The sequence below is a fragment of the Rhodococcus sp. (in: high G+C Gram-positive bacteria) genome (assembly GCF_049591685.1).
Classification (GTDB): Bacteria; Actinomycetota; Actinomycetes; order Mycobacteriales; family Mycobacteriaceae; genus Rhodococcoides.
Window position 1 is genome coordinate 1 of record NZ_JBAWFH010000202.1, and the last position, 13433, is coordinate 13433.

General features: G+C 64.5%; 12 protein-coding genes and 1 tRNA gene. 9 read left to right on the plus strand and 4 right to left on the minus strand.

The window, feature by feature from the left end; all coding sequences use genetic code 11:
• Together WBQ44_RS08640 and WBQ44_RS08645 are read left to right on the plus strand one after the other, a co-directional pair.
• The coding region (locus WBQ44_RS08640; RefSeq protein WP_495566297.1) for a DUF3558 domain-containing protein at nt 1-425 on the plus strand (425 nt) is incomplete at its 5' end.
• 24 nt (nt 426-449) lie between these two features.
• A complete protein-coding gene (locus WBQ44_RS08645) occupies nt 450-833 on the plus strand; it encodes a hypothetical protein (RefSeq protein ID WP_495566298.1) in 384 nt (127 codons plus the stop codon).
• On the opposite strand, the gene WBQ44_RS08650 is transcribed toward WBQ44_RS08645, so the two are convergent.
• The 4 genes from WBQ44_RS08650 to WBQ44_RS08665 form a co-directional block, all read right to left on the minus strand.
• On the minus strand, nt 830-1744 hold the full coding sequence (locus WBQ44_RS08650; RefSeq protein ID WP_495566299.1) for a nucleoside triphosphate pyrophosphohydrolase: 915 nt from the start codon (nt 1742-1744) through the stop codon (nt 830-832). The genes WBQ44_RS08645 and WBQ44_RS08650 overlap by 4 nt on opposite strands.
• Nucleotides 1744-5382 carry a transcription-repair coupling factor gene (gene mfd, locus WBQ44_RS08655; RefSeq protein WP_495566300.1) on the minus strand — a complete coding sequence of 1213 codons (3639 nt, stop codon included), beginning with the start codon at nt 5380-5382 and terminating at the stop codon, nt 1744-1746. Before mfd ends, WBQ44_RS08650 begins: the two co-directional genes overlap by 1 nt.
• Before the next feature lie 149 nt (nt 5383-5531).
• A complete protein-coding gene (locus WBQ44_RS08660) occupies nt 5532-6170 on the minus strand; it encodes a ScbR family autoregulator-binding transcription factor (protein WP_495566301.1) in 639 nt (212 codons plus the stop codon).
• Nucleotides 6171-6363: 193 nt separating this feature from the next.
• Nucleotides 6364-6954: a TetR/AcrR family transcriptional regulator gene (locus WBQ44_RS08665; RefSeq protein WP_495566308.1), complete on the minus strand. Its 591-nt coding sequence runs from the start codon at nt 6952-6954 to the stop codon at nt 6364-6366.
• Nucleotides 6955-7200: 246 nt separating this feature from the next.
• Between WBQ44_RS08665 and WBQ44_RS08670 the strand changes: the two genes are divergently transcribed.
• The 7 genes from WBQ44_RS08670 (at nt 7201) to WBQ44_RS08700 (ending at nt 13335) form a co-directional block, all read left to right on the plus strand.
• Nucleotides 7201-7271: transfer RNA gene (locus WBQ44_RS08670), tRNA-Gln, on the plus strand.
• A gap of 56 nt (nt 7272-7327) precedes the next feature.
• Nucleotides 7328-8809, plus strand: a complete 1482-nt coding sequence (gene glmU / locus WBQ44_RS08675) for a bifunctional UDP-N-acetylglucosamine diphosphorylase/glucosamine-1-phosphate N-acetyltransferase GlmU (RefSeq protein WP_495566302.1) — start codon at nt 7328-7330, stop codon at nt 8807-8809.
• A complete protein-coding gene (locus WBQ44_RS08680; protein WP_495566303.1) occupies nt 8809-9792 on the plus strand; it encodes a ribose-phosphate diphosphokinase in 984 nt (327 codons plus the stop codon). Before glmU ends, WBQ44_RS08680 begins: the two co-directional genes overlap by 1 nt.
• 195 nt (nt 9793-9987) lie before the next feature.
• Nucleotides 9988-10626 (plus strand): hypothetical protein, encoded by a 639-nt coding sequence (locus WBQ44_RS08685; RefSeq protein ID WP_495566304.1) that lies wholly within the window; start codon nt 9988-9990, stop codon nt 10624-10626.
• A 44-nt stretch (nt 10627-10670) separates the two neighbouring features.
• Nucleotides 10671-11861 (plus strand): sensor histidine kinase, encoded by a 1191-nt coding sequence (locus WBQ44_RS08690; protein ID WP_495566305.1) that lies wholly within the window; start codon nt 10671-10673, stop codon nt 11859-11861.
• Nucleotides 11858-12505 (plus strand): response regulator, encoded by a 648-nt coding sequence (locus WBQ44_RS08695; RefSeq protein ID WP_495566306.1) that lies wholly within the window; start codon nt 11858-11860, stop codon nt 12503-12505. Before WBQ44_RS08690 ends, WBQ44_RS08695 begins: the two co-directional genes overlap by 4 nt.
• 77 nt (nt 12506-12582) lie before the next feature.
• Complete coding sequence (locus tag WBQ44_RS08700) at nt 12583-13335, plus strand: ABC transporter ATP-binding protein (protein ID WP_495566307.1); 753 nt, start codon at nt 12583-12585, stop codon at nt 13333-13335.
• The last annotated feature ends 98 nt before the right edge of the window (nt 13336-13433 follow it).

Below are 13433 nucleotides of genomic sequence, written 5' to 3' on the forward strand. Positions count from 1 at the left end.
TTGACCCCTGCAGCATCCCCGACGAAGTCATCGCGGCGGCGGGGCTGGACCCGGTGTCGAAGAGCTCAATGGCTGCAGATGGTTACATCACGCCTGGCTGGACGATCTGTGGGTGGAACGGTCCGGCCGGCAATCCCTGGTACTCCTACACGGTGTATTTTTCCTCTGTCTACACGCTCCAGGACGTCCGAGAGAATCCCCGCAATACAGGCTTCTCTGAAATCGAGGTCGGCGGAAGGCCAGCCGAGTCGTACAACTCCGGAGTTACCGACCGGTCGGAGAGTTGCGACGTGGCCTTTGATACAGCACAAGGCCTCGCAATGTTCGGGGTACAGACGCTCGAGGCAGGGGGTGCGCGTGGAGACATGTGCGGTGTCGTGACAGCTCACACCGAAGCGATCTCCCGATCGTTCCCCACCAAATGATGCTGACTACGACGGGGTACGTTTATGACTGATCCGATTGCGAATCCGACCACCCGATGGGCCGAGCTCGCTGCCGCTGCCGAGGCGGGTTCTCTATCCCTCGACCCCGCAGTTGCCAGGGAGTGCGACGCGGCTTGCAGCGCGTACCTCGAGAAACTGACCAAGCACAGGACTACCGCCAGCCGATTGAGCACCGTCGAGGGGTACGGCGATTTCGAATCGGGGAAGCAGCTGGCCCGTTTGTATGCCAGCAGGATGGTCGGTGGCGAGAACAGCATGTTCAACGTACTGAACGGCCACATCCGCGTTGTACAAGAAATGCAAGCGGTATTCCAAAAATTCTTCACCCACTACGAGGACGCTGAAAGCGTCAACGCATCCGAGATAGCTGCGACAGGCCCGAACTAGCGCTTACGGCCCCAGTTTTCGATCCAGTCGATGGCACTCAACTGCCCGGGCACAGCGCCCTGCACTTTCGCCGACTTCTCCGCTTCCCTGATGCGACTCGCAAACGTCAAGACATTGCGGCGCAACAGATCTTCCGCACTTTCACCGCCATGACTGTGATCGACACCGATGTGAACGGTGCGCAACTCGTCGGGAATCAACTCCTCGGGCAACCCAGCTTTCGTAGCCCGAGCGATCACCTTCTGCGTCAGAGCCAGAGCAGGCTGCGCCATCGCGATACCGTCCAGACACGACCCGCGCGCCTTCTCCGCAGCCTTCTTCTCCTCCCACGCCTTCTCCTGCGCCGCGACGTCGATCGGACCCGTCGAACCGTCCGTCAAATGCGGCGTCCGATGCATCAACTTCGTCACCAACCCGGCAGCCACATCGTCGACATCGAAAGCACTTTTGGAAGCGTCCTGCGCAATGCGGGAATGGAACAACACCTGCAGAAGAATGTCGCCCAACTCCTCCCTCAAATCGACGAGATTGCCGCTGTGAATGGCGTCGAGTAACTCGTACGTCTCCTCGAGGAGGTAACCACTGAGCGAGGCATGCGTCTGCTGCGCCTCCCACCCACCCCGGACCCGCAAACGATCCATGAGTACGACGGCGGCAATCAAGTCGTCACCGGGCAGCTTCGGGGAAGCGATGACTCGCTCACCGTTCTGAACCCGTTCCAGCACATCCGGATTACCAGGGTCGGTACTGACGAGCACCTCGGCCGAACCGTCGGCGTGCGCGGCGCCGGAAAACAGCCACCGAGTACGCACCGGCACTTCTTCCGTGAACTCCACTACCCCGCTGAGGAATTCGACGGCTTCGGCCGGCACCATCGTCGGCCGAACAGGGTCCAGCAGTACAACCGTCATCACACCCCCACAGTCTGCTCCAGCAACACCGACCGTGACGGCTTACCGTCGAGCGACAGAATCAGGTCGGCGATGAACTGGACGAGCTCCACGTCGCGTACCCGAGCAGCACCGACGCCGCCGCCCTCGACACGCGGCAATGGCAGCTGCACCACACCGGTGGTGGCGCGGTAGGCAGCACTGGGGTAGAGCCGCTTGAGGCGGATCTGCTTGGAGTCGGGCAGATCCATCGGCGCCAACTTGACCTGCGTACCACCGACATTGACGTCCGTCAGCCCGTATTCCTTGGCGATGAGCCGCAGCTTGGCCACCGACACGAGGCGTCCGACTTCCTCGGGCAGCGGCCCGTAGCGGTCGATCATCTCGTCGATGACGGCCTTGATGCCGTCGGCGTCGGCCGCAGCCGCCAGCTTGCGATACGCCTCCAAGCGCAGCCGATCACTGGTGACGTAATCCGGCGGGATGTGCGCGTCGACAGGAAGATCGATACGCACCTCCTTGGGCGCCTCGTCCGTCGTGATGGGCTTTCCGTCCATCACCGCCCGGTACGCCTCGACGGCCTCACCGACGAGCCGGACGTAGAGATCGAAGCCGACGCCCGCGACGTGCCCGGACTGCTCGGCGCCGAGAACGTTACCCGCACCGCGAATCTCGAGGTCCTTCATCGCGACGGCCATACCCGCGCCGAGGTCTGAGTTCTGCGAAATGGTGGCGAGTCGGTCGTACGCGGTTTCCGTCAGCGGCTTCTCCGTCGGGTAAAGGAAGTACGCGTAACCCCTCTCGCGGCTACGACCGACACGTCCACGCAACTGGTGCAACTGGGAAAGCCCCAGCGAATCGCTGCGCTCGACGATCAACGTGTTGGCGTTGGAGATGTCGAGGCCGGTCTCGATGATGGTGGTGCATACCAGGACGTCAGTCTCCCGCTGCCAGAAACCCTGCACGGTTCGCTCGAGCGTCTCCTCGTTCATCTGCCCGTGAGCAGTGGCGACACGCGCCTCGGGCACGAGATCACGAATCCGCTTCGCGGCCTTGTCGATCGAGCTGACGCGGTTGTGCACGAAAAATACCTGGCCGTCACGCAACAACTCGCGTCGGATGGCCGCGGCCACCTGCTTGTCGTTGTACGCACCGACATAGGTGAGCACCGGATGCCGTTCCTCGGGCGGAGTGAGGATGGTGGACAACTCGCGAATGCCGGCGAGGCTCATTTCGAGCGTACGAGGAATAGGCGTAGCCGACATGGTGAGCACGTCGACGTGCGTCCTGAGCGACTTGATGTGCTCCTTGTGCTCCACGCCGAAGCGCTGCTCCTCGTCGACGATGACGAGCCCGAGATCCTTCCAGGCAACACCGGTCTGCAGCAACCGGTGCGTACCGACGACGATGTCGACCGTGCCGTCGGCGAGACCAGCCATGACTTCCTTGGACTCCGAGCCATGCGTGAAGCGGGAGAGCCCACGCACGGTGACGGGAAACGACGCCATGCGCGCGGTGAACGTCTGCAGATGCTGTTGCGCCAGAAGCGTTGTCGGCACGAGTACGGCAACCTGCTTTCCGTCCTGCACGGCCTTGAACGCCGCACGAACAGCGATCTCGGTCTTTCCGTATCCGACGTCACCGAGAATGACGCGGTCCATCGGAACGGGCTTCTCCATGTCTGCCTTCACCTCGGTGATGGCCGTCATCTGGTCCATCGTCTCGGTGAAGCCGAACGCGTCTTCCATCTCGCGCTGCCAGGGGGTGTCCGGCCCGAAGGCGTGGCCAGGGGCTGCCTGCCGTGCCGCATACAGCTGCACCAATTCGCCGGCGATCTCGCGAACTGCCTTGCGCGCCTTGCGTTTGGTGTTGGCCCAGTCGGAGCCGCCCAGCTTGCTGAGAGTGGGCAGTTCGCCGCCGACGTAGCGCGAGAGTTGGTCGAGCGAATCCATCGGAACGAACAACCGGTCGCCCGGGTGGCCGCGCTTGCTGGGCGCGTACTCGATGACGAGGTATTCGCGCCGGGCACCGCCGACCGTGCGCTCGATCATCTCCACGAATCGTCCGATGCCGTGCTGATCGTGCACGACGCTGTCGCCCGCAACGAGGGCAAGCGGATCGACCTGATTCCGCCTCTTGGCAGGCATCTTTCGGCCCTCTGCAGCGGCGACGCGATTGCCGGTGAGGTCGCTCTCGGTGACCACGACGAGGCCGGCGTCAGGCAGAATCAAGCCCTCGTGCAACGTGCCGCACAGCACACTGACAACGTCCGGTAACGGCTCCGCACCTGATTCGATATGCGCAGCAGGAACATCCGCTTCACCGAGGCGCTCCATGATGCGCGTCGCGGTACCTGCGCCGGCGACGGCGATGACGGCGCGGCCCCCGGTGGACACGTGCGCTCGCAACATGGCGAACACACCCGTCAGGAGTTCTTCGGAGCCACGCGCCTCGGGCATCGACTCGACGGCCAGTTCGACCTCGTCACCGCTACCGGATGCGAGCGGGCTGATGGTCCACCACGGCCGACCGTGGGCCTCGGCCGATTCGCGAATCTGACGCAGCGAGCGATACGCCGACGCGCCCAGATCGAGACTCAGGCCACCCAGGCTTTCGGTGTTGACCGTGGACGTATCGAGCGGCGCAGCTCCGCCGACCGACGCAGCCGTCCACGACGCTTCGAGGAATTCCTGGCCGGTACGGACGAGATCGGTTGCCCGCGTACGGATTCGCTCCGGGTCACACAGCAACACATGAGCGCCGTCGGGCAGTATGTCGGCGAGCAACTGCAGTTCGCCGGGCTGCAGCATCGGCAACAACGCCTCCATGCCCTCGACCGGAATGCCCGCGGACAACTTGTCCAGCATCTCCACGAGGGCGGCATCGGCCTGGTTGTCGGCCGCGAGCACAGCGGCACGATCACGCACATCCTGCGTCAGGATCAGTTCACGGCAGGGCGGCGCGACGACCTTGTCGATGTCCACGTCGGCCAACGAGCGCTGGTCGGCGACGGAGAAGGCGCGCAGCTCGGTGACCTCGTCGCCCCAGAATTCGACGCGCACCGGGTGGTCTGCGGTCGGAGAGAAGATGTCGAGGATGCCGCCGCGGACGGCGAACTCTCCACGCTTTCCCACCATGTCGACACGCGTGTACGCGAGCTCGACGAGACGGTGGATCAGCCCGTCGAAGTCGATTTCGACGCCGACCTTCAGACCGATGGGTTCTATTTCGCCGAGCCCGGGTGCCATGGGCTGCACGAGCGAGCGAACCGTGGTGACGATGACCTGAAGTGTCGGACCGTAGTCTGCGTCGTCCGGGCGAGCGAGGCGTCGCAACACTTCGAGTCGACGACCGACGGTGTCGGCGCTGGGCGAGAGCCGCTCGTGCGGAAGCGTCTCCCACGACGGGAACTGCGCGACGGAGTCACCGTAGATCTGCTTCAGTTCGGTGGTCAGGTCGTCGGCCTCGCGGCCGGTGGCCGTCACGACAAGAACCTGAGCGCGCTGCGCGATGGCAGCAGCAACGAACGGGCGCGCGGAGTTGGGCCCGACGATTGTGCGCTCGGCGGCTCCGACGGACTCGAAGATGGAGGTCAGGGCGGAGTCCGACAGTGCTACACGCGCAAGGCCCAACAGGTGGAGCGAGGGATCGGAAGACAACGGTGAGGCTCCTGAGCGAAATCGGCACGAGGCGTTGACCGGCTCGTCCTCCTACCCGAGAGGCGAAACCGGCGGACCCGCTCGATCTTATCGGGCGCTCCCGACATGTTGCCGGGGCGCACCCCCAGGTAGCACGAGGGCGAAAAGGATCAGTGGCGGATGACGCGCCGGGCCGCGAACTCTCGGAAGTACTCGAGCTTGCCCGGCGCGACGAGCGACGGAAGCAGGTAGTACCAGAGTCGCTCCATGCGCGAAGGAAGCTCGTCGGTGGTGCCGGTTGCGACAGCGACCATGTGCACACCCGTCAGAATCTCCAGGACGAGAGAGCCGATGGTCTTCGGGTCTGCGTCTGCAGCGAGGTCGCCCTGCTTGATCGCCTTGGCGGCGAGCGCGTCGAAAGAATCGCTCCAAGCAGCCATGACGTTGCCCTGGGTGCCGCGATAGTCACCGATCTGATGGCACAGCCGCAGCATGGCCGAGACCATCGGGTCGCTGACCGACATGTCCACGACAATGTACGAAATGCCGATGGCCGCCTCGAGGGCCGGAATCCGACCGTCGTTGAACTGCTGGCATGCCGTCACCAGTCGTGCATTGCCCTCGTCGATGACCGCGCGGGCCAACTCTTCCTTCGACCCGAAGTGGAAGTAGAGAGCACCTTTCGTGACCTGTGACTGAGAGATGATCTCACTGAGGCTCGCATTCGCGTAGCCGAGGCGCAGGAAAACATTCGCGGCACCCGAGAGCACGGTATCGCGAGTGATCTCGGCGCGGGCTTGTCTGACCATTGGATCCGCCTTCGCCATACTGGACTGACACTGCGCAAATTACGAACGAACGGTACCACCGAGTGGTATTTACGCCTGCCGCAACTTGCGTTCGGTACGTTCTACGATCCGTATACCCTGTGATGCACCTCTCACACCTGCAAACGAGACTTTACTGTCGCGTTACGCGAAACGTGGGCAATTCGACGGCTCATTACTCGCCCAATTGCGGTGCAGCCTCCAGATTGGTCAGTCCATTCCAGCAGAGGTTGACCACGTGCGCCGCGACCACCTCTTTCGACGGTTCGCGCACGTCGAGCCACCACTGCGCCGTCATCGACACCATTCCGACGAGCGCCTGCGCGTAGAGGGGCGCGAAGCCCGCGTCGAACCCGCGTCTGGTGAAGTCGCCCGCGAGGATATGCCCGACCTGGCCGACCGCTTCGTTGAGCAGTGACGAGTACTTGCCGTCCGGCGCGGCCACCGGCGAATCGCGAACCAGAATTCGAAACCCGTCGGTCCGTTCCTCTACATAGGTCAACAACGCCAATGCCACGCGTTCGACGCGAATCCGCGAGCGGTTCTGCGACAGCGAACTGGTGATCATGTGCAGCAACATCGACATCTCGCGGTCGACGATGACGGCGTAGAGGCCTTCCTTGCCGCCGAAGTGCTCGTAGACGACGGGCTTGGACACGTTGGCCCGACCAGCGATCTCCTCGACGGACGTCGCCTCGTACCCGCGTTCGGCGAACAGCGAGCGCCCGATCTCGATGAGCTGCTCGCGCCGCTGCGTACCCGTCATCCGGACGCGTGGCGCCCGCTCGGGTTGGTTCACGCTCGACCTCCCCATGAATTCGCTGTGCACTAGAGAACCCGCTCGTCGCCGGGCATTGCAGCCGAGCCTAGTGGGGCGCGACGAACGCGAAACGCCGGAGCGGTTCGACCTACGGCCACATCTCATGCGAGACTCGTTGCGCTCGGCGGGTGACCCGCGGCCGTAACCTGACTCGTGCAGGCCACCGGCAACGAAGAAACCGCTGGCCCATGATCCGCCGTGGTGTAATGGCAGCACCTCTGATTTTGGTTCAGATAGTTCAGGTTCGAGGCCTGGCGGCGGAGCGAGACACATCTGCCATTCGTTCATGAGAATTTGCGTTCGTCGTCGAGGAGCTCCGTTGCCGTTGCACACTGCCGTGGTCGTTCTCGCAGCTGGTGCAGGCACCCGTATGCGGTCGAAGACTCCGAAAGTTCTGCACCCGCTGGCCGGACGCACGATGCTCGCCCACGCCATTCATGCTGCTGCCGATCTCGGCCCCGACCACCTCGTCACCGTCGTCGGACACGACCGTGAACGGGTGAGCGAAGCCGTCGCCGAACTCGGCGGCGAGCTGGGCCGCACCATCACCACGGCCGTCCAGGACCAGCAACTCGGAACGGGCCACGCGGTCCAGTGCGGCCTCGCAGCCCTGCCCGACGATTTCGAGGGCACCGTCCTCGTCACCGCCGCAGACGTCCCGCTGCTCGACGGCCACACCCTGAAAGCGCTGCTCGACGAGCACCTGAGCGCCCCGGAACCCGCCGCCGCGACAGTGCTCACCTTCGTGCCCGCCGACGCGAACGGGTACGGCCGAATCGTCCGGTCCGATGACGGCGAGGTTGCCGAAATCGTCGAGCATGCCGACGCCACCCCCGAGCAAGTGCTGATCAAGGAGGTCAACTCCGGCGTTTACGCATTCGACGCCGTTGCCCTGCGAACGGCCCTCGGCAAACTCAGTACCGCCAACGCACAGCACGAGCTCTACCTCACCGACGTCGTCAAGATCAGCAAGCACAGCGGCCTGCACGTCTACGGCACCCAGCTCGCGGACCCCGACCTGGTGATGGGCGTCAACGACCGCGTTCAACTCGCGCACGTCACCGGCGTCCTCAACCGCCACATCGTCGAAAAGCACATGCGCGGCGGCGTCACCGTCGTCGACCCGTCGACCACCTTCATCGACATCGACGTCACGATCGGCGTCGACGTGCGCATCGAACCCGGCGTCCAGCTTCTCGGCGACACGCACATCGGCGAAGACGCGACCATCGGACCCGACGCCACCCTGCGCGACGTCGTCGTCGGCGAGCGCGCGTCCGTCGTGCGCACTCAGGGAGAAAAAGCCACCATCGGGCCCGGCGCCACCGTCGGGCCTTTCGCATATCTACGGCCCGGCTCCGAGATCGGCGACTGCGCCAAAGTCGGCACCTTCGTCGAAACCAAGAACTCCACCATCGGCAACCACTCGAAAGTCCCGCACCTCACCTACGTGGGGGACGCGACGGTCGGCGAGCACTCCAACATCGGAGCCTCCAGCGTCTTCGTCAACTACGACGGCGTCAGCAAGAGCCGCACCATCGTGGGATCGCACGTACGCACCGGATCGGACAACATGTTCGTCGCACCGGTCCGCGTAGGCGACGGCGCATACACCGGAGCAGGCACCGTGCTCCGCAACGATGTACCACCGGGGGCGCTCGCAGTCTCCGCTGGTTCCCAGCGCAACATCGAAGGCTGGGTAGAGAAAAAGCGTCCGGGCACGGCGGCAGCGGAAGCTGCGGCACGAGCCACGGCAGCCGAGACGGCACACGCGCACGACTCAAAGGACGGCGAACAGTAGTGACCACCCCCAATTGGATCGACAACCAGAAGAACCTCATGCTCTTCTCGGGTCGAGCACATCCCGAGCTCGCCAAGCAGGTGGCGAAAGAGCTGGGAATCGAGGTCACCCCACAGACCGCACGCGATTTCGCCAACGGCGAGATCTTCGTCCGCTTCGAAGAATCGGTCCGCGGATCCGACGCCTTCGTGCTGCAGAGCCATCCGTTCCCGCTCAACACCTGGCTCATGGAACAGCTCATCATGATCGACGCGCTCAAGCGTGGATCGGCCAAGCGCATCACCGCGATCCTGCCGTTCTACCCCTACGCCCGCCAGGACAAGAAGCACCGTGGACGCGAGCCCATCTCGGCCCGCCTCGTCGCCGACCTGCTCAAGACCGCAGGCGCCGACCGCATCATCACCGTCGACCTGCACACCGACCAAATCCAGGGCTTCTTCGACGGCCCCGTCGACCACATGCACGCGCACAGCCAGCTGGCCGAGCACATCCGCGGCAAGTACAGCCTCGAACACATCACCGTCGTCTCCCCTGACTCCGGCCGCGTCCGCGTCGCCGAGAAGTGGGCCGACAGCTTCGGTGGCGCACCGCTGGCGTTCATCCACAAGACGCGCGACCCGCTCGTCCCCAACCAGGTCAAGTCCAACCGCGTCGTCGGTGACGTCGAAGGCCGCACCTGCATCCTCATCGACGACATGATCGACACCGGCGGCACCATCGCGGGCGCCGTCAAGGTCCTCAAGGAAGCAGGCGCAGGCGACGTCGTCATCGCCGCCACCCACGGTGTGCTGAGCAACCCGGCAGCCGAACGCCTCGCCAACTGCGGCGCCAAGGAAGTCGTCGTCACAAACACCCTCCCGATCACCGAAGAGAAGCGGTTCGACACGCTCACCGAGCTGTCCATCGCCCCGCTGCTCGCCCGCACCATCCGCGAGGTCTTCGAAAACGGCTCCGTCACAAGCCTGTTCAACGGCTCCGCCTAGCAACATCTGGTCGTTCCGCAGGCTCCACTCCCGCGGTTCGGCCTAAGTACTGTTCCATCCCGGTCGGTTTCTTCACACCCGCTCCGCCATCCCATCCTCGCTGAAATGAGCTTCGTCACTGCGGTGACCGAAAAGCGCAGTTCGACGGGGAGGGGTGTGCGGGGCGGGTTGCGTTGTAACCTAAGATGACTCGTCGTGATCGACGCGCAAACTATGGATAGCCCGGCTGCAACTTCTACCGTCCGAATCGCTCGTTGGACCCCGGGTGGGTGCGTCTGGTGCGGGAGCACCGACTCGATCGAGACGTATCGCAACGAGCCCCGCTGCGGGCTCTGCCGCGAACAAGAAGCCATCATCGACGAGGCCAAGCACTTCATCGGCATGTACGGCCTTCGGCCCCTGGGCGGGACCCTCGCATCCGACGACGAGGAAGAGCGTGAGTACCGCGTCACCGCTCGCGACGCCCGCGAGGTGCTCAACCGCATCCGCCTCGAAAAGCTGCCCGATCCGGCTGCCGTGCGCAAAGCGCTGCGCCCCAGGGCTGCTGCTGCAGTTGCTGCCCCGCGAACCGAATCGGGTTCGTCCTCGGCACCCGCGAAGGCCCCTGTGAGCAAGAAGTCGCAGGCAGGCGTCACCGGCATCGACATGATCGAACTGCAGTCCCGCGTACAGAAACTGCTCGCTCAGCTCACCGAGGTCGACGAGCAGATCAGCGCACTCGACGGTGTCCAGGGGCTCCCGGCACGCGCGCGTATGAAGGACCTCGAGAAGCAACGCACCACGGTCCTCACCACTCTTGCTGCACTGGAGAAGGCGCGCCGTCGCACCAGCTAGTCCCGTGCTGCCGGAACGGCAGCGCCGCCTCGTAGTCTGAACGAGTGTTCGGGAAGCGACTGGCGACATCGCAGACGATGGACATCGCCTACGCATGTGTCTTCGTTCTGTTGCTGTGGCCGTCGACGGCGGCCGAGGACACCGGCGCTCCCGGACTCGCGGTGCTCGTCGGGTTCGGCGTGGCCCTCGCGATCCGTCGTCGATCACCGACGTGGTCGCTCGGCCTCGCATGGCTGCTCGCCATCGTGCAGATGGCCGGGTCGATCCTGGTGCTCTCCGCGAATGTCGCCGTCTTCGCCGTCCTGTACTGCTCCGCCGCCTACGGCAGCCGCACCGTCAGACGCGTCGGGCTGGCATCCGCGATAGTCGGCAGCGTCATCGCCGCGCCCTACCTCGCATTCGTCAGCCAGGACCCCTTCGTCGCCGGCGGGGGCGCCCAATCGGTGTCGATACTCCTGTTCGTACTGTGGGCGGTATTGGGCCTGTCGTGGGCACTGGGCCGGCTCGCCTACGCCCGGCGCAGTGCCATCGAGGCCACGCACTCGCAGGAACTCGCCGAACTGCGTCAGGCACGAGCCGAGAACGACATCGCTATCGAGCAGGAACGCAACAGGATTGCCCGAGACATGCACGATATCGTCGCGCACTCCCTCGCCGTCGTCATCGCACAGGCCGACGGCGCCCGCTACGTACGCGCCCTCGACCCCGACGCGGTCGACGAAGCACTCACCACCATCTCGGCGACCGCACGCGACGCGCTCGGTGACGTCCGCGTTCTGCTCGGGCAGCTCCGCCACAGCGAGAACGACCTCCCCACGCCGACCCTGTCCGACCTGAGCGGTCTGATCGATCGAATGCGCGCCGCCGGATTGCGAATCGACGCCTCCCTCGCCGAGCACCCCGCCCACATCGGTGCCGCATCACAATTGGCGCTGTATCGCATCGCTCAAGAATCGCTCACGAACGCCCTTCGCCACGGTGACACGAACCGGCCGGTGTCCGTCACACTCGACAACGATGCTGGCGGCGTCGCACTCGTGGTGCAGAATGCCCTTCGACCCCAGGAACACTCCGACGGTCACCTCGGACACGGAGTCGTCGGTATGCGGGAACGCGCAGCGCTGTCCGGTGGGGTGTGCACCGCCGGAGTCGACGATGGATTGTGGACGGTCCGGGTGTGGATTCCCGAATCCACCACCACTGCGCCCACCCCACCACGAAGGGACACCGAGTGACCATTCGCGTCGCGCTCGTCGACGACCAGCAATTGTTCCGCGCCGGAATCCGCATGCTCATCTCTTCGCAGCCCGACCTCGAATTCGTCGGCGAAGCAGGTGACGGCCGCGCCGGAATCGACCTGGTGGCACAGGCGTCGCCCGACGTCGTGTTGATGGACATCAGGATGCCGGTACTCGACGGGATCGCTGCGACAACGAAAATCGTCGAAGCATCCGACAACCCGCCCCGCATCCTGGTACTCACCACCTTCGACCTCGACGAGAGTGCCGCCCGGGCGATCAAGGCCGGCGCAAGCGGATTCGTCCTCAAGGATGCGGACCCCGAATTCCTCCTCGCGGCCATCCGTACCGTCCACGCGGGCAACTCGGTGATCGCGGCATCGGCCACCACTGCTCTCCTCGCGCATTTCATGGAGAAGCCGCCGACACCTCGGGCGCCCGCAGCCTTCGACACACTCACCGCCCGCGAACTCCAGCTGTTTCGACTGGCAGCACGTGGCCTGAGCAACGCCGAGATAGCCGCGCAGGAATACCTCAGCGAGGCGACGGTAAAAACGCACATCAGCCGAATCTTTGCCAAGCTCGGTCTGCGCGATCGAGTACAACTCGTGGTGTACGCCTTCGAGCACGGGCTGACCTAAAAAGTCATCCTCTGGATGTACGAGGCCGATACCTGCGCCTGATTCTTGTCCCGCCCCAACGCCATAACGTCGTTGCCATGACCACCAAGGAATCCTCGGTTGCCCGCGTACACCGGGTCAGCAAGCGCTACGGCGACACCAGCAACATCGTGACCGCGCTCGACGACGTCTCGCTCGACATCCGTCGCGGCGAGTTCACCGCCATCATGGGACCGTCGGGCTCCGGGAAGTCGACGCTCATGCACGTCATGGCAGGCCTCGACTCGGTCACCTCGGGGCAGGTCTTCGTCGCCGACTCCGACATCACCGCGCTCGGCGACGACGCCCTCACCGAACTACGCCGGCGCCAGATCGGCTTCGTCTTCCAATCGTTCAATCTGGTTCCCACACTAAATGTTCGAGCCAACATCATGCTTCCGTTCGAGCTCGACGGTCGAGCACCGACAGAGGTCGAATCGGCCTGGATCGAACAGTTGATCGCGACGCTTGGGCTCGGAGAACGAACCGGTCACCGACCACACCAGCTCTCGGGCGGCCAGCAGCAGCGCGTGGCCATCGCCCGCGCACTCGGTTCACGTCCGCACCTGATCTTCGCCGACGAACCGACGGGCAACCTCGATTCCCGCACCGGGCGGGAGGTTCTCGCACTGCTCGCCGCGGCCGCCGCCGAATACGGACAGTCGATCGTGATGGTCACCCACGACCCGGTCGCCGCCAGTTACGCCGACCGCATCGTGTTCCTCGCCGACGGACACATCGTCGACGAACGCGCTCGCTCGACCCCCGAGCAGATTTCCAGCTACATGCTTGCCATGGAGCGTGCGGCATGAGCGTCGGCACATCACGTCCCACGGCAGGCATCTCGGGAACAGGCAAGGGCGACCACGGAGCCAGCCTCCTGGTGACGGCACTGGCGTCGTTCTTCGGC

Bases quoted from the DNA above. Each gene is read 5' to 3' on its own strand.
- WBQ44_RS08665 (WP_495566308.1), bottom strand. From the start codon at position 6,954: ATGACGGGTACGCAGCGGCGCGAGCAGCTCATCGAGATCGGGCGCTCG.
- WBQ44_RS08645 (WP_495566298.1), top strand. From the start codon at position 450: ATGACTGATCCGATTGCGAATCCGACCACCCGATGGGCCGAGCTCGCT.
- WBQ44_RS08660 (WP_495566301.1), bottom strand. From the start codon at position 6,170: ATGGTCAGACAAGCCCGCGCCGAGATCACTCGCGATACCGTGCTCTCG.
- WBQ44_RS08650 (WP_495566299.1), bottom strand. From the start codon at position 1,744: ATGACGGTTGTACTGCTGGACCCTGTTCGGCCGACGATGGTGCCGGCC.
- WBQ44_RS08700 (WP_495566307.1), top strand. From the start codon at position 12,583: ATGACCACCAAGGAATCCTCGGTTGCCCGCGTACACCGGGTCAGCAAG.